At 49.8% G+C, this 18,884-nt stretch carries 20 protein-coding genes; 14 read left to right on the top strand and 6 right to left on the bottom strand.

Annotation, left to right across the window (positions count from 1 at the left end; all coding sequences use genetic code 11):
* Positions 1–1,043: 1,043 nt before the first annotated feature.
* Together L6442_RS22925 and L6442_RS22920 are read right to left on the bottom strand one after the other, a co-directional pair.
* Positions 1,044–2,027 carry a quinone oxidoreductase family protein gene (locus tag L6442_RS22925; protein ID WP_212978823.1) on the bottom strand — a complete coding sequence of 328 codons (984 nt, stop codon included), beginning with the start codon at positions 2,025–2,027 and terminating at the stop codon, positions 1,044–1,046.
* A gap of 212 nt (positions 2,028–2,239) precedes the next feature.
* Positions 2,240–2,410 (bottom strand): hypothetical protein, encoded by a 171-nt coding sequence (locus L6442_RS22920; protein ID WP_212978822.1) that lies wholly within the window; start codon positions 2,408–2,410, stop codon positions 2,240–2,242.
* A 121-nt stretch (positions 2,411–2,531) separates the two neighbouring features.
* Here L6442_RS22920 and L6442_RS22915 point away from each other — a divergent pair, with 121 nt between their 5' ends.
* The 9 genes from L6442_RS22915 to L6442_RS22875 all read left to right on the top strand — a co-directional run bounded on the left by L6442_RS22915 (position 2,532) and on the right by L6442_RS22875 (position 11,144).
* Entirely contained in the window at positions 2,532–3,536 is a 1,005-nt protein-coding gene (locus L6442_RS22915; protein ID WP_212978821.1) for a GNAT family N-acetyltransferase, read from the top strand.
* Positions 3,537–3,679: 143 nt separating this feature from the next.
* Entirely contained in the window at positions 3,680–5,542 is a 1,863-nt protein-coding gene (locus L6442_RS22910; RefSeq protein WP_212978820.1) for an anaerobic ribonucleoside triphosphate reductase, read from the top strand.
* A gap of 66 nt (positions 5,543–5,608) precedes the next feature.
* Positions 5,609–6,088, top strand: a complete 480-nt coding sequence (gene nrdG / locus L6442_RS22905; protein ID WP_212978868.1) for an anaerobic ribonucleoside-triphosphate reductase activating protein — start codon at positions 5,609–5,611, stop codon at positions 6,086–6,088.
* A gap of 417 nt (positions 6,089–6,505) precedes the next feature.
* Entirely contained in the window at positions 6,506–7,417 is a 912-nt protein-coding gene (locus L6442_RS22900; RefSeq protein WP_212978819.1) for an EamA family transporter, read from the top strand.
* Positions 7,418–7,879: 462 nt separating this feature from the next.
* Positions 7,880–8,404, top strand: a complete 525-nt coding sequence (locus tag L6442_RS22895) for a GNAT family N-acetyltransferase (RefSeq protein ID WP_237100050.1) — start codon at positions 7,880–7,882, stop codon at positions 8,402–8,404.
* A 111-nt stretch (positions 8,405–8,515) separates the two neighbouring features.
* Positions 8,516–8,920, top strand: coding sequence for a hypothetical protein (locus L6442_RS22890; RefSeq protein ID WP_212978818.1), 405 nt, complete (start codon positions 8,516–8,518; stop codon positions 8,918–8,920).
* A 76-nt stretch (positions 8,921–8,996) separates the two neighbouring features.
* Positions 8,997–9,677, top strand: a complete 681-nt coding sequence (locus tag L6442_RS22885) for an HAD family hydrolase (protein ID WP_194231089.1) — start codon at positions 8,997–8,999, stop codon at positions 9,675–9,677.
* 198 nt (positions 9,678–9,875) lie between these two features.
* Entirely contained in the window at positions 9,876–10,547 is a 672-nt protein-coding gene (gene rpiA, locus L6442_RS22880; protein WP_212978817.1) for a ribose-5-phosphate isomerase RpiA, read from the top strand.
* A gap of 129 nt (positions 10,548–10,676) precedes the next feature.
* Entirely contained in the window at positions 10,677–11,144 is a 468-nt protein-coding gene (locus tag L6442_RS22875) for a MarR family winged helix-turn-helix transcriptional regulator (RefSeq protein WP_194231087.1), read from the top strand.
* Positions 11,145–11,438: 294 nt separating this feature from the next.
* Here L6442_RS22875 and L6442_RS22870 read toward each other — a convergent pair whose 3' ends face one another.
* Both L6442_RS22870 and L6442_RS22865 read right to left on the bottom strand, forming a co-directional pair.
* Positions 11,439–11,738, bottom strand: a complete 300-nt coding sequence (locus tag L6442_RS22870) for a hypothetical protein (protein ID WP_212978816.1) — start codon at positions 11,736–11,738, stop codon at positions 11,439–11,441.
* A gap of 20 nt (positions 11,739–11,758) precedes the next feature.
* Entirely contained in the window at positions 11,759–12,610 is an 852-nt protein-coding gene (locus L6442_RS22865) for a helix-turn-helix transcriptional regulator (protein ID WP_212978815.1), read from the bottom strand.
* 145 nt (positions 12,611–12,755) lie between these two features.
* Here L6442_RS22865 and fabF point away from each other — a divergent pair, with 145 nt between their 5' ends.
* Positions 12,756–13,991 carry a beta-ketoacyl-ACP synthase II gene (fabF, locus tag L6442_RS22860; RefSeq protein ID WP_212978866.1) on the top strand — a complete coding sequence of 412 codons (1,236 nt, stop codon included), beginning with the start codon at positions 12,756–12,758 and terminating at the stop codon, positions 13,989–13,991.
* 118 nt (positions 13,992–14,109) lie between these two features.
* Here fabF and L6442_RS22855 read toward each other — a convergent pair whose 3' ends face one another.
* The gene (locus tag L6442_RS22855; RefSeq protein ID WP_212978814.1) at positions 14,110–15,306 is read right to left on the bottom strand and encodes an MFS transporter; all 1,197 of its coding nucleotides are present in this window, start codon (positions 15,304–15,306) and stop codon (positions 14,110–14,112) included.
* Positions 15,307–15,606: 300 nt separating this feature from the next.
* Between L6442_RS22855 and L6442_RS22850 the strand changes: the two genes are divergently transcribed.
* The 3 genes from L6442_RS22850 to L6442_RS22840 all read left to right on the top strand — a co-directional run bounded on the left by L6442_RS22850 (position 15,607) and on the right by L6442_RS22840 (position 17,532).
* Entirely contained in the window at positions 15,607–16,041 is a 435-nt protein-coding gene (locus L6442_RS22850; protein ID WP_212978813.1) for a GNAT family N-acetyltransferase, read from the top strand.
* 259 nt (positions 16,042–16,300) lie between these two features.
* Positions 16,301–16,699: a DUF2871 domain-containing protein gene (locus L6442_RS22845; RefSeq protein ID WP_212978865.1), complete on the top strand. Its 399-nt coding sequence runs from the start codon at positions 16,301–16,303 to the stop codon at positions 16,697–16,699.
* Between the two features lie 200 nt (positions 16,700–16,899).
* On the top strand, positions 16,900–17,532 hold the full coding sequence (locus L6442_RS22840) for a GDSL-type esterase/lipase family protein (protein WP_212978812.1): 633 nt from the start codon (positions 16,900–16,902) through the stop codon (positions 17,530–17,532).
* A 39-nt stretch (positions 17,533–17,571) separates the two neighbouring features.
* Here L6442_RS22840 and L6442_RS22835 read toward each other — a convergent pair whose 3' ends face one another.
* Positions 17,572–18,243 (bottom strand): tetratricopeptide repeat protein, encoded by a 672-nt coding sequence (locus tag L6442_RS22835; protein WP_212978811.1) that lies wholly within the window; start codon positions 18,241–18,243, stop codon positions 17,572–17,574.
* A 378-nt stretch (positions 18,244–18,621) separates the two neighbouring features.
* Here L6442_RS22835 and L6442_RS22830 point away from each other — a divergent pair, with 378 nt between their 5' ends.
* Positions 18,622–18,840 carry a helix-turn-helix domain-containing protein gene (locus L6442_RS22830; protein WP_194231078.1) on the top strand — a complete coding sequence of 73 codons (219 nt, stop codon included), beginning with the start codon at positions 18,622–18,624 and terminating at the stop codon, positions 18,838–18,840.
* The last annotated feature ends 44 nt before the right edge of the window (positions 18,841–18,884 follow it).

The following is an 18,884-nucleotide window of genomic DNA, read 5'->3' as shown; positions in this document are numbered from 1 at the left end:
TTGCCGGCATCCCGCCATCGGTTAACCTGGTTTTCTTGGAACAACAAGCGCAGAAGGCGCCTTACGACATTGCGGATTGATCGAACGGGACTGCAGCCGATCAGGTGCAGGAAGATAAGAAGGATGTTCCCACGCTCTGCAGAAGAGAGGGGGAGCATCCTTTTTTAAGTATAAACTTCCGGGGTCCCCGCAAAGTAATCGGAATAAGCTCAAAGGCTACGCGTCACTCAGTACTTTTGCTCCGCAAAAGCGCCCCTCCGTGAGAGGCGTCGGACTTCTTTCCGATACTCATTGTGGGGTTATTTTAGTCGATCCGCTTCAAGAGTATGAACAGGTCAACCAAAGAGCCGCCAGCAGCGGCTGACGCCCAAGCGAACGAGCATATGGATGAGAACAAAAGGCGCCGGGGTTTTAGCGAACGAGTATGGCGGATGAAAGCAAGAGGCGCCGGGGCCTTAGCGAACGAATATGGCGGATGAAAGCAAGAGGCGCTAGGGTTTTAGTGAACGAGCATGGTGGATGTAGGCAAAAAGTGCCTGGGGCTCAAATATACTCTAACGAAACTGAGCAACGTTATTTCGGCAAAAATGACGATGTTCCAAGTCTAACGAAACTCCATATCGTTATTCGGGCGAAATACGGCTTTATTCCCCTTCATTTTACTAAATAGCGATTCCTAGTTTCGTTAGATTTTTGCGAAGCCTTTTTTTGATCAAATAACGATTGCTGGTTTCGTTAGAACGACTGCAGGTTTCGTTAGAATCAAACATGGCCTGACGGTCACCGCCATATATGATTATAACGGACACAGCGGACGCTATTGAGGATAATTTCGACCATTTTGAGTTTTAACGGACACAGACGCCGCTATTTAGTCAAAAAGTCCCTTTTGGGCGGTGTTTGGGAGTAAATAAGAGCCGTGATGTCCGTTAAAATTTAAGAATGGCTGTTTTTAGCCTCTTAGCGGCTGTGGTGTCCGTTAGAAACTGACATGACCTCACATCACCACCAACAAACTATTTTCTGCAAGCCTCAAACTATATTTAGTTAGTTGACACGGATAAGATTACTTTTCCGGTGCTTTGTCTGCTTTCCACCCAATCATGAGCCAAGGCTGCATCATGCAGCGGGAAGGTCCTGCCAATATGAATATTCAGCTTTCCGGATTCCAACAGCCCAAATACGGTTGCCGCGGTTTCCCGGAGCGATTCCGGACGTTCTTTACGGGTTGTTCCCAGACTGTATCCGAGTACGGAACGGCAGCTGGCATGCAGATCACCGGTTCCGATTTGGCTGTACTCCCCGCTGGAATTGCCGAAAATGATAAGCCGTCCATACTTGGCCAAAACGTTCAGGCTCTCCCGCGTCAACTCCCCGCCTACGGAGTCGAGGACAATGTTTACCCCACGGCCGCCTGTTACATCAAGCACTTGTTCGGCGATTTTTTGATGTTCAGCAGAGATTACATGATCCGCTCCGGCTTTTTGGGCTGCCGGGATTTTGTTCTCGTGGCCGACGGTCCCTATGACTAACCCCGCTCCCATCGCTTTGGCGATCTGAATCGCCGTAGTTCCCACACCGCCTGCCGCGGCGTGAACCATGATGTTTTCGCCGGTCTGCATCCGGGCCACTTCCGTCAGCAGCTTGCAGGAAAGAAAGGAGACGATACCGCATGCACCGGCCAGTTCGAGTCCGATGCCTTCCGGTACCGCAAAAGTCAAAAGCTCGTCCGCCGCGATATATTCGGCATAAGAACCGTTATGAGGGAAAGCCAATACCCTGTCGCCTTTGCGGAAGGCAGTCACATCCGCACCGACTTCTTCCACAATCCCGGAAGCTTCCAAACCCGGTACAAACGGAAGTTTAGCTGCGCCCTTCTTGCCATACCGCGATTTGATATCGGCAAAATTAACGCTGGCCGTGTGCACGCGGATTAGAACCTGTTTAGCGGAAATGGTCGGTTTAGGAATATCAATGCATTTCATATGCTCAGCTGAACCCAATGCTTCAACAACAACAGCCTTCATAAAAATCCTCCTTTAAAACAGTTTGTTTTATTAGATGAAACCTAGTTCCATAATATATCGATCAGGGTAATATTTCCAGGATTTTACCCAAAAATCCGAAAGATTTTGGGGAATTAGGTACCTCCAGTCACTTTTAAGTGGCATAGAAACCGCACCATGAAATGTAATATAAATCGCACCGTTAAAGTGGCATAGAAACCGCACCATGAAATTTAATAGATTCGCACCGCTAAGTGGCATATAAATGGCACCATGAAATGAAATAGATTTCGCACCGCTAAGTGCGTATAAACGGCACCATCAAATGTAATATAAATCGCACCGATAAGTGGCATATAAACCGCACCATCGAATGCCATAGGAATCGCAACATCAAGTGGCATGAAATCGTATCGCCTGAGCGTAAAATTGTGAGGGGAGCCTTTTTAACCTTCAGTCACTTAAAGTGTCATAGAAACCGCACCGTAAGTGGCATATTCTAAACAACCCTAAAAGGGGTGCGATATGGACTATAAAATAAGTCAGGATAATTTGCTTCCTCTTGATCCCGCTGACTCGCTGGATTTAAGCCGTGCTGAATTCGCAGTGTGGGAGCGGTACTGCTCTGTTTATTACAGTCAGGCTGCAGACGGCTTTCACCGGCTGACCGGACTCTCCGTGCTTCTGCCCGAGGGGTATGCGCCTTTTTGGCTTAAGCAAGGTGATCGGCTTCTGGGAGGGGTTGCGCTCTCGGATAGCGGAATTCGTAATCTGTTTACGGTCCCTCCATTTGAGACGAGTCCCGGGCTGATTAAACGGATTACCCAAGCCATGCGGCAAATGGGGGAACGGGAGCTGCCTCTTCAAGCCTTGGATGTGCCGGAAGGTCAAGAGGATGCGTACATCAGAGCGGGTTTTTGGCCGGAGCCATACCGCTACCGCTGGATGCTGCGTCCTACTTCCGCTTATACCGGTTTGGCAGAACAAAATATCATTTGCCGCCCGGTCGAGGCGGCTCTGGATTCCGATGAACCGAGGCTGAAGCTGGAACGGGAGATTGGTTTATTTTTGTTTAAACATGTTTATGGAGAGCCCGAAAAGAAATTTGGCATCCCTGCGGGCATATTCTCTGGAATTGAACATCATGAAGGAGACAATCCGGGGGCGGCTGCGGGTTCATTCTCTGCCGTTCTGTCTAATCTTCGCAAGTATGCCGGATATAGTCCGAAAAGCGCTCTCACAGCTTCCTGCCTGCTTTATGATGCCGCTACACATGCGTTGATCGGTGTCTGTTTAATCGAAACGGCGGAAGACCGCATTCCTTCCATTTACGTGCTTGCCGTACATTCGTCTTATAGGGGCCAGGGACTGGGTGCCAAGATGCTAAGGTATGTTTTGACCCTTCTAGAGAAGACGGGAGAATCTTATTTGCGGGTCAAAGTCATGCACGGGCATCCGCTCGAATCTTTATGCTACAGCTGCGGATTTCTGCCGGGGCCTTTTTTTAACCCTGTGATGACGCTTTCATGAGGATGAGGTTCGAGAGCATCAGCATCAGTCTTTCTTTTTCGCTGTGACAATAGATATAGTGTAGTGAATTTGTTTTTACTACCATATGTAGTGTTGAGTGGCTTGACACCACCTCACTGAACGTCGTGAAGGAGGAAGATTTGATGAATGTTAGCAAGCAGGATGAAATCAGTCAGCTCTGGAGTTCCTTCCATGAAATGATACATGCAGGCAATCAAGAACTGCTTCAGGAAAACGCCAATGTGGACGGAAAATCTCCTATGGGACTCATGAGCAAATTTGGGAGCGAAAGCGCCAGATTGTATACCTATGAGAACCTGTTATCACCGGAAGTCAAGGAAGCTATAGACCAAAATATTTTATACCCGCATGACCTTGATTTCTATGCCGCAGGCACGACGACATGCTGCCAGATTCCGCTGGGCAAACTTTTGCGGGGAGGGTTTAACACCGGTCACGGCCATATGCGCGAACCGCAGGACATTAAAAGCGCCATGGCGCTTGCGTCGATTATTTTGCAGGCCAACCAGAACCAGCAGCATGGAGGACAAGCTTTTCCGATGTTTGATTACGATCTGGCGCCTTATGTACGGAAGACATATGAGAAGAAACTGCAGCTGCTGGAGGAGCTGCCCTTGCCCGAAAATTTCGACCGGGAGCAGGAAGCGTGGAAAATGACCGAACGCGACGTGTTTCAGGCATGCGAGGCTTTTGTACATAATGCAAATTCTATGCACTCAAGAGGCGGAGGACAGGTTCCGTTCATATCCATTAATTATGGCACGGACACATCGGCATACGGAAGAATGCTGACGAGGCAGCTGCTGCTCGCTACGCAGCGCGGTTTGGGGAATGGGGAGACGCCTATTTTTCCAATCCAGATCTTCAAGGTGAAATCAGGGGTGAATTTTCAGCCGGAAGATCCAAACTATGATTTGTACAAGCTGGCCCTGGAGACGACGGCCCGCCGGATGTTCCCGAACTTTTCCTTTTTGGATGCCTCGTTCAACAAAGCTTATGACCGCGGCACGCCGGAAAGCGAAGTTTGCTATATGGGCTGCCGCACACGCGTGATGGGCAATGTCAATGGGGAAGAAAACGCGATTGGCCGGGGCAATCTCTCTTTTACATCGATCAATCTTGTCAAACTGGCGCTTTTATCCGCAACCCCGGCCGAGTTTGACCGGCGGCTGATGGAAGCAGTGGATATGGCGGTCAAACAGCTTCATGAGCGTTTTCGCTATCAGGCGGGCCGAAAGGCGGGCAATTATCGTTTCCTATATTCCCAAGGCGTATGGCGGGGAGGGGAGTTTCTGAGACCCCATGATCAACTGGGAGAGTTGCTGAAGCAAGGCACCCTTAGCATCGGTTTTATCGGGCTGGCCGAATCATTGACTGCTCTTTACGGGGAACATCATGGGCAAAATCCCGAGCTGCAGCGACGGGGACTGGAAATCATTCGCTCGATGCGTGAACGCATGGACCGCGAAACTGAGGAGAGCGGCCTGAATTTCACATTGATCGCTACGCCTGCCGAGGGTTTGTCAGGCAAGTTCGTGAAAAAGGACCGGGAGCAATTCGGAAACATTCCGGGGGTTACGGACCGCGATTATTACACGAATTCATTTCATATCCCCGTTTATTATCCGATTACGGCCGCACAAAAAATCAAATTGGAAGCTCCTTATCATGAGCTTTGCAATGCCGGGCATATCACTTATGTGGAAGTGGATGGGTCCGTGATTCACAATACGGCGGCCTTGGACCGGATCGTGCGCTGCATGGCGGAGAATGGAATCGGGTACGGCTCGATCAACCATCCTGTCGATCGCTGCAAAAGCTGCGGTTACAGCGGCATTATCGCCGAAAATTGTCCGGCATGCGGCGCCGAAGATGGGCATGTCGAAAGAATCCGGAGAATAACCGGTTATCTGGTGGGAGATATGGATAAATGGAACCCGGCCAAACGCGCCGAGGAAGCCGACCGGGTCAAACATGGCAGATAGGGGAGCCAAAAGGCGGTGAACAGCATGTGTGATGCGACGGAAGATCGGGCAAACAGGGAAGATGCGGTGTGGATCATGGATATCATCCATGACAGCGTGGTGGACGGAGAAGGTTTGCGTACCGTTATATTTTGCGCCGGCTGTGCGCATCGCTGCGAGGGATGCCATAATCCCCAGTCTTGGAGCATGCGCAGCGGGCAGCCGTGGGGCATCGCCGAGATCGTTAGGGAAGCCGGAAGCAATCCGCTGACGGATATTACGTTGTCCGGGGGCGACCCTTTCCTTCAGGCACGGGGCATGAGTCAAGTCGCGCTTCAGCTGCGGCAGCAGGGAAAGCATATATGGGCGTATACGGGTTATACGCTGGAAGAGCTCGCAGCAAGCGGCGACAGGTATAAATCGGAGCTGCTGTCCTATGTCGATGTGCTGGTGGACGGAAGGTTCGAACTGAAGCAGCGGGATTTGACTATCCCATTCAGAGGGAGCAGGAATCAGCGGATCTGGGAACGGAAAGATGGAAAATGGGAAGAAATTTACTGCCTTTGATTTCACGGTGCTTGTACTTGCTTTATTATGTTAACGTAGTTCATTGACGCCTTCGAAATAATGCTTTAACATGTCATTTTGTAAGCATCATGATCCGACATTTGAAAATATCGCAGCACCTGTTATAAACTCCGATTCGTTCGTGAGTGGCGAAATTTTAACGGCGATCCATAAAATTGCGTGTTTAAAAAGGCCGGTTTTCAGCACCGGAACATCTACTTCCGAAGTGCGTTTTTTCAAAACGCTTTGGCTCATGCTACATTGTGCGTTTTTTCAAACGCTTGAGTTGGATGCAGCTAGGGACGCAAGGAGCGGACTTTTTTGAACAACCTTTAACAGTCGTCGGTTTCGTTCGCCCCCCGCCTATAAGGCAGGGGGCTTTTGGTGATGCGCAAACTGGCATCAGGAGGAATGGTCATGAACAAATTTAAATACTCATTGCTGATTTTGATCGGGGCATGCAGCTACGGCATCCTGTCCTCCATTATGAAGCTTGGCATGCATGAAGGTTTTACCGTTAACCAGATGCTGGGCGGACAATACGTGTTTGGCTGGACGTTTCTGCTGATTTTAATGCTGGTTTTTTCCCGCAAAAAATTGACTCTAAAGCAGTGGCTGTCGCTTCTTGCCGTTGGCATCACCATGAGCGGCACATCGATTTTTTACGGAAAAGCCGTTGAGCGGCTGCCGGCATCTATCGCCGTCGTGCTCTTGTTCCAGTTCACCTGGATCGGGGTTCTGCTGGAAGCGGCGGCTGACCGCCGTGCTCCAAGCAAGAGCAAGATCGTATCGATTTTTATTCTGATTGCGGGGACACTGCTTGCGGGCGGGATCATTGGCGAAACTTCCGGAGTGCTGAATGTCGCCGGCGTTGTGTTTGGACTACTGTCGGCATTTACTTTTGCGTTGTACATGTTTGTCAGTGGACGCGTAGAGACATCGGTGCCTGCATTTAATAAAAGCTTCATTATGACATCAGGTTCAGGCGTCATTGTATTGTCGGTATTTTCTCCTTCCTTTTTGTGGGATGGTTCCATGGGGGAAGGGCTGTGGAAATACGGCATCGCGCTTGGTTTTCTCGGTATTTTGATCCCCGTTGTTTTCTTTGCGATCGGGATGCCGAAAGTGGGGTCAGGCATGGGGGCTATTCTCGGTGCTGCCGAGCTTCCCGCTGCGGTGGTTGCATCGGTATTTATCGCGCATGAACATGTGAGCGGGCTTCAATGGTTGGGGATCGTACTCATTTTTATCGGCATTGCCGTTCCGCAGATCCGTTTTTCCGGCAAAAAAAAGCAGCCTCTGTATGAGGCGCGGGAAAACTCTGCTTGATGACATCATGTAAAAGCTTCATTTCGAAGAGCCTCGGCTTAAAGCCGCAGGCTTTTTTTTTGCAATTATAGAATTTTATAAGTTTTTTGGGGTCCCCGCAAAGTAATTGGAATAAGCATCGAAGCAAAGGCTTCACTTTGTGGGGGTGTTATATAAGTTTTTTGGGGTCCCCGCAAAGTATTTGGAATAAGCATCGAAGCATAGGCTCCACTCAGTACTTTTGCTTCGCAAAAGCGCCCTTCAGGCGTCGGACTTCTTTCCGATACACTTTGTGGGGTTATTTTGCTAGAGCATCCATGTTAATAAAGCTAATTATTGGATTTTTTCAAAATCTCCGTATAATTAAAGTAAAAGAGAGGAGCTGTGAAGTTATTAAAAAAATGACGATTGCATTTCCAAATATAAGTTTTCAATCAAAGGAGGCTGAAAATCCAAAACAAAATTTAAGGAGAGAATAAAACAATGATGATTAGACAGATGCAGCTGCATGAATCCGGGTTGATCCGGCAAATCGACAGATCGGAACAGATCGGGAAAATTTACAAAATGAATCAAGGCATGCTTGAAACGGCTCCTGCAGGGCATGAGTGCCCGACCTGGGATGAGCGGGAGACGCAGGAATTGATCGAACGGTTCGAATATGAGCTGAAGTCCGGCGGCGTCGCTTTTGGCGCTTTTGACGGGGAAACGCTTGTAGGCTTCGGGGTACTCGGACACAAGTTCCGGGGCGAAAACCAGGACCAATTGCAAGTGGATCTGATGTATGTCAGCCGCAGTCACCGCCGGCAGGGAATCGGAACGAAGATCATCCAGGAACTTGGCAGGGAAGCGAAGGAGCGCGGAGCGTCTTATTTGTATATTTCCTCCACGGAAACGGAGTCCGCAGTCCAATTTTATATGGCAAGCGGCGGCAAAATTACCGATCACGTTGATGAAGAGTTGTTCCGGTTGGAACCCGAGGATATTCATATGCTGAAAAAACTGTAATGCGCATCTGACTCTTATCGGATGAATACAAGGACTGTGCATGGTCTTATGGCCGTGTACAGTCCTTAAATGGATGAAGGTGAAGATTTGATTTTTTATATCGGATGTGCATTGGCAATATTGATTCTCGCACTTGCGGGCATGCTTGCCTGGAGAAATTCGCGAATCATTGCCGGGGAGCGGGAAGTCAAAGGAGATGTTCCGGCTTTTTCCTCTTATACGGTGCAAGTGAGCCGCCAAGCCGAAGCAGAGAGGCCTGGGGAAGTAATTCCGCTCCTCGAAGCATCTTTCAAGGAAGCTGAAGGAACAGTGCATGTCTGCTTATGCCGGATGAATGGAACCATCAGCGAGCTGAAGCTGGGTCATGCGGTGCAAATCATGGAGCTAACCTGCTCTGAATTTGCGGCCAAGGGAGAAATGCTGGACATCATATCCTGCCAACATGCCGTGGAGAACGCCGAAGAAAACGATGCGGTAACCCGCCTCGAACAGCAATTGCAGCAGCTAAGGGCGTAAGGGTTATCCTTAACGCATAAAACTTCAACACGATGGATGATACCGAAGGCCTGAATACAGTCAGAGGAGGAGCCATATGGGAGATCAGGGAGGGCAAGTTCAATTTCAAGGTGTATTGTTTGATTTTGACGGAACGCTTGCAGATACGCTTCCGCTTTCTTTTTTTGCATTTAAGGAAGTATTCCGAAGGTATGCGGGCAAGGAATATACCAATCCGGAGCTGGTAAGCCTTTTTGGTCCAACGGAGGACGGGATTATTGCAGGCGTTGTCCAGGATCGCGCGCTCTCCACCGAAGCCTGCAGTGAGTATTACCGTCTGTATGATGAATATCATGAGGATATGCTGCCGCTAGCAGCAAATATTCAGACTATGCTGGATAACTTAGCCCGGCTGCGGATTCCGATGGGCATCATTACTGGCAAAAGCCGGCGCAGCTTGGATATTTCGCTGGATAAGCTCGGTATGAGGCATTATTTTGACGTGCAACTGGCGGGTGATGAGCTGGTGCGGCCCAAACCCGACCGCGAAGGAATCGACCGGGCGATGGCGGCGCTTGGCATCAAACCTGAAGCAACATTATTTATTGGCGACAGCAATGCGGATATGGTTGCCGGACGTGCCGCAGGCGCATGGACCGGGGGGGCCCATTGGTTTGAAGAGGTACAAAATCTAACCTTGGCGCCGGAGCCTGATTTTTTGTTCAGATCGCCTGTAGAGGTCGTGGAGCTTGTATCTAAAAATGCAAGGGGCGGCTGATTCGAAAGATGCTTTATTACTACATATGATAACTGCAATTTGGCTCATTGATGACCCATTCAAGCATGTTGATCATGTCTTCGAGGCGAAGCAGCCGCGCTTTAAAGAAGAATGCAGCGCGCTGTCCGGCCGGGTCCGCTTCTAGGCGGGCGATGGGTCCGAAGCAAGGATCTCATTTCAGTAGAGGGGCGTGGAAAAATGAATCTGAAGCAGTTGGCAGCGGAAAAAGCGGTGGAATATGTCAAGGACGGGATGCGGATTGGGCTTGGAACAGGATCGACGGCTTATTGGGCAATCCGGAAAATAGGCGAACGGGTGCGCGAAGGGCTGGAAATTCAGGCCGTGGCCACCTCGAAAGCTTCGGAAAAGCTGGCGCAGGAGCATGGAATTCCTCTGATTCCTTTTGCCAAGCTGGATGGCCTTGATCTTACGATTGACGGAGCCGATGAGCTCGACTCGGAACTTCACCTGATCAAAGGCGGCGGCGGGGCGCTGCTGCGGGAGAAAATCGTTGCTTTTCACAGCAAGGAGATGATCGTCATCGCCGATGAAAGCAAGCTGGTGGACAAGCTGGGCAGTTTTCCGCTGCCGGTGGAAATCATTCCTTTTGCAAATGAATGGACACTCGCTTCGCTGGATGAAATAAGTGCGAATCCTATGCTCAGAACGGAAGAAGATCATATCTTCGTCACGGATAACGGCAACTATATTGCGGACTGCCGTTTTGGTTCCATCGACAATCCCGCCGAACTTCACCGCAAGCTGCTGGCAATGCCGGGAGTCGTGGATAACGGCCTTTTCATCGGGCTTGCCGCCCGGGCGATCATCGGCCGCAAGGATGGCACGGTGACGGTGCTGGAACGGAAATAATGTTTGAAAAAGCGGGATTGGTGCTGCCTCTAAAAAGCCAGCCTCCAGCGTCGAAACAAGCGGGAGATTGACAATCCCGCAGCTTTCTATTATCTTTGCATTAAGATAGTACGTTTGGAGGTTTCTAGGATGGCAGACAAAACGAACAATGACGAAATATCCCTGGATCTATTTATCGTTCTTACACGTGCTTACAATTCGGTGGTCGCGCATTCCATACGCGATATTCAAAGCCACGGCCTGAACACGACAGAGTTTGGCGTACTGGATTTGCTGTATCATAAAGGCCCGCAGCCTTTGCAAAAGATCGGGGAGAAGGTGCTGATTTCGAGCGGTAACATCACCTATGTAGCCGATAAACTCCAGAAGAAAAACTTGCTGGTCCGCAAAGCGTCCCCGGATGACCGCCGCGTGATTTTCGCGGATCTGACCGATGAAGGACGGGCCTTTATCGAGCGGATTTTCCCGCATCATCAGCAGGTGCTTGTGCATGCCGTTGAGGGTCTCAGCGTAGAGGAGAAGAAGCAGGCAGTCGAACTGCTGAAGAAGTTGGGGCATTCCGCCGAAGAGAGCTTTAAGGCAGGCCCTGTCGTGTAGTACGCAAAGGAAAACGAAAACCCCGGCAGGAAGACGGGGGAATCAGTTTCTCTGTAAAAAACATAGGTTTGAACTGAACAGCCTTGTCGCGCTGATTTGAACGATGTCCTTCTTACTGCTGACGGTTCGCCCGTTTGCCGGACATGCCGTAAAAGTGACGCTCCTTGCGGGTCACCGTTCAACCTGCGGCTGCCGGGCTGTTTTAGTATGAATTTCCGGGGGTCCCCGCAAAGTAATCGGAATAAGTTTCGAAGGTCACGCGTCACTTTGTGGGGTTATTTTATTTTTTCCAATTCACAGTTTGAAACGCTTCACTTGGTCCCAAAGCCCTTCCCTGGTTAAAATTTCCTTTTGTTTCGACCCCATCAGATCAAAATGCGGAAAGGGATTGCGGCGGTGAATATACCGGGCGGGCAGATCATGCTCCACGCACCACATTGTCAGACGTTCGAGATCCGCACAGCCCACTTTGGTAACCGTGGTGATGCCCGGAAAACGCGGATCCAGCCAAAAATGGGTCAAATACGCGATTTCCCCGCGGCTAACCGCTTTTTTCCACTCGTTTAGTTCCTTCCGGTTAATGCCGAATGCCATATTGAATCACATCCCCGCTATCAATTTGTTGAATCCTCCGTTTTATTCATCAGCCGTTTCAGTTTCGCTTCCGTTGAAGAGCCGGCCGCAGGCGTATAAACGCTGCAGCGGAGATCGGCACCGCCCTGTACCTGCAGGGAAGTCAGGTCAAAAAGCATCTTCCCCATTTTGGCATGACGGAATTCAATGACGACCTCGGGTGCGCTGCTGACCTGGCTGTGCTGCCATAACTGCAGAAATTCCGGATCGACCTGCTTCATCTCCTGCAAAAATTGCTCATACCATGCATCCCCCACATATTGCCCGTAATAGGAACGGAAAATCGAAAGGAATCCCATCACAAAATGCTCCCAGTTGACGGCCAGCCTCCGAAATTCCTTGCGGGTGAACAAAAGCCGGATCATATTCCGCTGTTCCAGGGGGATCCGGTCGAATTCCAAAAATACATGGGAAGCCGCGCGGTTCCAGCCCACAATTTGGCAGTGCCGGTCGGAAATGATCGTTGGGCAGTAATGCAGCTCGTCCACCATCTTTTGCAGCGAAAGGCTAATGCTAGGCTCCTCCTGCTGCGGTATGCTCGTTGAAGGCGTCCCCATCGCCAGTGAAAACAAATATTTCCGTTCATCGGCAGTCAGGCGCAGAGCGGAGGCGATGCAGTCGAGCACGGACGAGGAGACGTTGATGTCCCGGCCTTGCTCCAGCCAGGTATACCAGGTGCTGCTGACTCCCGCCAGCTGTGCCACTTCTTCCCTGCGCAGTCCTGGGGTCCGGCGGCGTCCAGCGGAAGGCAGCCCGACTGATTCGGGTTGGATTTTGGCGCGCTGGGCCGTAAGAAAAGCGGAGAGTGCCTGTAGACGGGTATCGCGATTCATAAAAAACGCCTCCTATTCACTTCAAGCTTTAATCTTAAGAAGAATCATAGTATTCATTATACTAGGATAAACAACAACTTGTAATAGGATAACAGATGTGAAAAGATAATTCCATAACTAAAGTGTAACAGGGAGGAACATAATGATGGAAAGAGTTGTGATTACAGGGACAGGGCTGGTTTCGCCGCTCGGCAATGATGTTTCAACCTTCTGGAATGCGATGCTGCAGGGGAAATCGGGAATCTCGCGGATTGACTCCTGGGATACTTCACATATGAAAACCCATATGGCCGGCGTGGTGCGCGATTTTGATGCGGATGGACGTTTCGGCAGAAGGGAAGCCCGACGTATGGATCGATTTTGCCAATTTGCGCTGGCAGCGGCCGAAGACGCCATCCAGGATGCCGGACTTAAGCTTGAACAGATCGACAAAGAGCGCATGGGAGTCTATGTCGGCTCAGGCATTGGAGGCATCGGCACCCTGTTGGAACAGGAGGAGCTGCTCCGTTCGCGCGGTGCTTCGCGCGTCAGTCCGCTGCTCGTGCCGATGATGATATCCAATATGGCCGCTGCGATGATCAGCATCCGCACCGGGGCACAGGGACCGACGCTTTCTCCGGTTACGGCCTGCTCGATTGGCAATACGGCAATCGGGGAAGCGTTCAGGCTGATTCGCGCTGGCGGAGCGGATGTGGTGCTTGCCGGGGGCGCCGAAGCGGCGATTACGGAGATTTCAATGGCGAGCTTCGGCAATGCCACTACCCTTTCCACTTGGGATGGCGATCCGAAGCTGGCCAGCCGTCCTTTTGATGCAGGCCGGGACGGGTTTGTCATGGCGGAGGGAGCCGGCATTCTGGTGCTGGAGAGCCTTTCCCACGCACTGAAGCGCGGTGCCCGGATTTATGCGGAGGTAACCGGATATGGAGCCACCTCCGACGCATACCATATTGTCGCATCCCATCCGGAAGGACGGGGAGCTTATCAGGCGATGAAGCTGGCGCTGCATGAGGCGGAACTCGAACCCGCACAGGTGGATGTAATCAGCGCCCATGCCACAAGCACGCAGGTTGGCGACCGGTCCGAGATGATGGCGATCAAACGTCTTTTTGGAGAGGCTGATCACCGCATTCCGGTAACGGCCAACAAATCGATGATCGGCCACATGTTTGGAGCGGCGGGGGGAGTGGAGGCGATTGCGCTTGTTCAAATGATCCAAGATGGCAAAATTCCTCCAACCATCAATCAGGAAGTTCCAGATCCGGAATGCGATCTGGATGTTGTGCCCAATGAAGCGCGCGTCAAGGATATTCATGTCGGAATCTCAAATTCCTTTGGTTTTGGCGGACATAATGCCGTGATCGTGCTGCAAAAGTTCGCGTGAAAGGCTGCGATGCGGCAAGCATTCGTTTGATCATACTAAAAACACCATGACAGGAGATGTCATGGTGTTTTGCGGTTAATGTGCTCTTTGAAACCGGGCTCTATGTGTCCGCCTGCGTTCACGCAACCGCTTTTTGATGATTAAGCCGGGCCAGCAGCAAGGACAGCATCAGCGCGACGACCAAGAAGCTGGCGATGAGGCCGATCACGCCGTTCCAGCCGTACATGCCCCAGAACGTTCCGCCCAAAGTACCTCCGATGCTGGAACCTCCATAATAAAAGAAAAGGTACAGCGAAGAAGCCTGGGCTTTATCATGCGTAGCCCTGATGCCGATCCAAGAGCTGGCGATGGAGTGGGCACCGAAGAACCCGAACGTGAAAATGATGATACCGGCAATTTTGACAGCAAGCAGCGGACTTAACGTCAGCAATGCGCCGGAGAGGAAGACCAAAAGTCCGATCCCTAGCATCAAAGGTCTTCCATGCGTATCAGCCATTTTCCCCATCCATGTGGAACTGAAGGTCCCCGCAATATATACGATGAAAATAAAGCCGACGACGGTTTGGCTCAAGGAATAAGGGGGCGCAATCAGTTGGTATCCAATATAGTTGTACAGCGTCACAAAGCTGCCCATAAGCAAAAATCCAAGTGTAAACAAAATCACCATTCCCGGATCTTTAAACTGGCTGCCCAGCGAGTGCAGCAGAGATTTAAAGCGCAATGGACGCGCATGGAAATGGCGGGATGGCGGCAGTAAAATCACGAAAAATACACTGAAGATCAGTCCAAGCAACCCGATGACGGCAACAGCGATACGCCAGTTCCACAAATCGGTGAAAATGCCGGTGATCACCCGTCCGCCCATGCCGCCGATGGAGTTGCCGCTAATATACAGCCCCATTACTGCGCCCAGGCTGGACGGAGCAATTTCTTCGCCGAGATAAGCCATGGCAATGGCGGGAAGCCCGGCCAATACGGCACCCAGAATGATTCGGAATACAAGCAACGTATGAAAGTTAGGGGCGAAGGCGGTGATCAGCGTCAGAATGGATGCGGTAACCATTGCGGAAGCCATAATCGGCTTGCGTCCCCAGGATTCGCTGAGCGAGCCGACAATAATCATGCTGAAGGCCAGAACCAGCGTCGTGAGCGATAGCGACAGGCTGGCTGTTACCGGCGGAATGCCGAACTCCTTGGAGAACTCAGGCAGCAGCGGCTGAGTATAATAAAGAATAGCAAACGTGTTAAAACCCCCCGCGAACAAGGCTAGGCTTGTTTTGCGGAAAGCTGACGTCCCGTGCTGGATATAACTCATGATGTAAAGCCTCTTTCCGTGAAAAAATATGAAAACATAGCATTTTTCTTTCTTAATCAAGTGTACGCCTATATGTAAACTGTTTTCAATGCCACGTTGGCATATCATTCATGCCTGGAATCAATGAGTTTGAAAAAGGCTCAATATCGGCAGATCGATCCGTAACCGTAGCGGCTACCTCGTAAATGTCAAGAAATAATTTCAGAATTGGGCCTGATAAAAGTTGAAATTTTTCATAAGGCAGGTTAAAGTAACGGAACGGAAAGCATGAGAATAACTAAATGACATGGAGGTTATAAGATGCTGTTGAATATTAAATCCTACATACGCAGGCCGGAGGTGGCCGAGCTGTTTTCCTATGCGGTGTTTCCGGATGACCGTTCGGTTGAGAAGGCGGTGCAGGCTTACGAAAGCAATAATGCTTGGCAGCTGTACGGCTACGAAGACGGGGAACTGCTGGTAGGCATGATCGGATATGAGAAGGCGGGAAACGACATTGTTTTGCATCATATTTCAGTGATTCCCGAAAACCGCGGTTTAGGTTATGGCAGAGGAATGATTTTGGAGGTTATGACCCAAGAAAATCCGGAAAGAGTCATCGCCGAAACCGACGAGGACGCGGCCCAATTTTACCGCAATCTCGGTTTTGTTATACATAGCTTGGGTGAGCAATATCCGGGAACGGAACGATTCCGCTGCGTATATGAGGTAGCGGATGAAGAGGAGGAGAAGTAGTGCCTATGCTGTTTGTCCGGTAATCGCAGCCTATACGGCCGGCTTCCTGCGGGAGCCGGTTTTTTTTTGGCAGTATAGAATTTATAAGTTTTTTTGGGGGTCCCCGCAAAGTATTTGGAATAAGCATCGAAGCATAGGCTCCACTTTGTGGGGTTATTTTGCATTGGTTGCTGTGTTGTAATATTTTGTACATCTTCTGTTCATATTCCTCCGGTAAGCTAAGATGAAATAGATAAAAAAGGGGTGGTAGTTGATGAAAATGAAATTAATGCAATGGACATCGATGATTTATGCCATACTTGGATTAGCAGCAGGCGTGTTTTACCGTGAATTTACGAAAATGAATGATTTTGATGGTCAAACGCTGTTGAGAGGCGTGCATACGCATATTCTTGTGCTCGGATTTATTTTCTTCTTAATTGTATTAATATTAGGTAAACTGTTCGACGTTCATAAAGCGAAATCATTTAAAGCATGGTACTGGGTCTATAACATCGGACTTCTGCTGACCATCTCGACGATGATTGCCCGCGGTATTGGTCAAATTAAAGGACTTGAGCTCGTTGGCTTAAATCATGCAGCAGGTCTGGGACATACGATTGTAGGCGTAGGCATGATCTGGCTATTAATCCTGCTTGGCAAACGCATTAAAGAATAAGCAGCCGCTGTACTCTGAAGTCAGAGGGTGTTCGTAACCTTCTGGCTTCTTCCATTCAGGTAGGATAACCCTTGCATTTTGGGCAAAAGCGCGTTTTCCGGCTTGTCTGGAGTTACCCCTGAGTTTTGTCCCTTTCATATTTTCGGATGAATTCATACACTGCTATGGATCAGTAAGGAAAGTGAGAGGAGGCGAAGAACGTGGTGGTTCCATATACGGCGATTGGGGACTCCCTGACCGTCGGTTTTGGCGCCATGCCGGGCAACGGATTTGTGCCGGTGTACCGGGGAATGGCGGAGCGGAGAATCGGTGAATTCGTGTCTTATGAAAACAGGGGAATCAATGGGCTGACCTCTTCTGAGTTATATGAAAATATAATGCGCAGTCCCCAGCTGCGTCATTCTCTGAAGGAAGCGCAGATCATTACCATTTCGATCGGTGGCAATGATTTGATCCGGGCCGCGAAAAGCGTGCCCGCGAATAACCCGATTCAGCATTTTAATAGGGCCCTATCATCATGCCAATCCAATTTTTCGGGGATTATGCAGCAGCTTAACCAAATTAAATCCAGCAGCAGATATCCATATATCATTCGTGCAGTAGGTCTTTACAACCCGTACCCGCGGGTGGATGCCGCAACCCAGTGGGTACAGCAATATAACCGGTATATCAGCGGATTTTGGGGCAGGAATTATGCGGCGGCCGATATCTTCCCGGCATTTTACGGACGGGAAAATGAGCTGCTGTCATTAGATCATCTGCATCCCAACGGAAGAGGTTATAAGGTAATTGCGGAGCAGCTCAACAGGCTCGGTTATTATCCGCTCGCTTGATTGCAAAAACAGACCCGGGTGCGGGTCTGTTTTTGTTAGCTATTGCAGTTTTTTTATCATGCTGAGCACGGCCCATTTCCGTTCCTGGCGTTTCTTGTATTTGGGAAGGGAACGGTAAATATCAATCGATTCCTGAAATGCGGCCCTGGCGTCATCCTTACGGTCAAGCGCCTTGTACATCATGCCAAGCAGATAATACCCTTCGCAGGAAGATGATTGGATTTCCTGGAAGCGATGCACATAATCTACGGCTTTGGCGCGGTCCTTATGTTTGTGAACCTCGGCCAGACGCAAATAGGGTTGTCCGTATTTGACCCGGGGATTGATGTCCAAAGCTTTGAGTATGCAGGCTTCACCTTTTTGGATATTCCCTTGTCTCAAATACACGGTTCCCAGGTCATCCCAGAATTCGGCTGAATCCCCCGACTGGGTTTCGATCGACTCCAGCAGCTTCAGCGCTTCCGCATTATGTTTGCGTTCGATGAGCAGCCTGGCAAGTTCATGTTTAGCGGACACGTTGCTCGGACTCATACTGATTTCGCTGCGCAATTTGGAGATTTGCCCCATCCGTTTAAACGGTTTGGTCAAGCTTGGGAATATGCCGACAAAACGCCGGTCCAGCAAGTAGATGATGATGAGTATAACCAAAATGGCTAGAAAAGGGTTGCCAAGCAGCCTCCATAACAAAAAGAATCCCAAAAATTTTCCCATACCAAACCTCCGATAAATCGCAAATTCCGTTAATATGGCCTGAAGCTTTCCGGACATACATCCAGCAGATGTTTTGTTCCATTATAACACGGAGAATTAGCGATGGCATTTTATGTATAATTAGAACGCGAACCTCCGTTTCCTGGAGACAGAACTCCCGGATATGTACGAGCTTGTCTCCGGGTTGATTCATGATGCGGTAGCAAAAGGATATCTGCTGCCTTGATCCATTTTTTGTATCTATCAGACTAAATGTTCTTTTTCTATGAGGAATAATTATTTATATGAAACAATAAACAAGGGTCTTTGGCATCAAATAAATGAAATAGGATGAAAAAGTAAAGGCCATTCGCCGATAAAGTAGTTGAGGTGATATGGATGGCCAAAAAAGGACAGACTTTCTGCTCCTATAGTTGGGATACCAAGAAGAAGGCTGTTGACATGCGTCTTCAAGGAATGACCAAAAAGGAAGTAGCCGAAGCGCTCGGAATCGCCGACATCGGCCGCTTGAAGGTATGGATGAGAAAATACCGGGAGCAGGGGGATGCCGGCTTGATTGACCAACGTGGACGCTCAAAGGAGACGTTCCATTGTTAATTCGAATAATAATGAAAAATGATCCGTTTGCGTAGAAAAGAAGC

The organism is Paenibacillus azoreducens (assembly GCF_021654775.1).
GTDB classification, from domain to species: domain Bacteria; phylum Bacillota; class Bacilli; order Paenibacillales; family Paenibacillaceae; genus Paenibacillus_AQ; species Paenibacillus_AQ azoreducens.
Note: the sequence above shows the minus strand (reverse complement) of the source record. Positions and strands in the feature narration are given on the sequence as shown.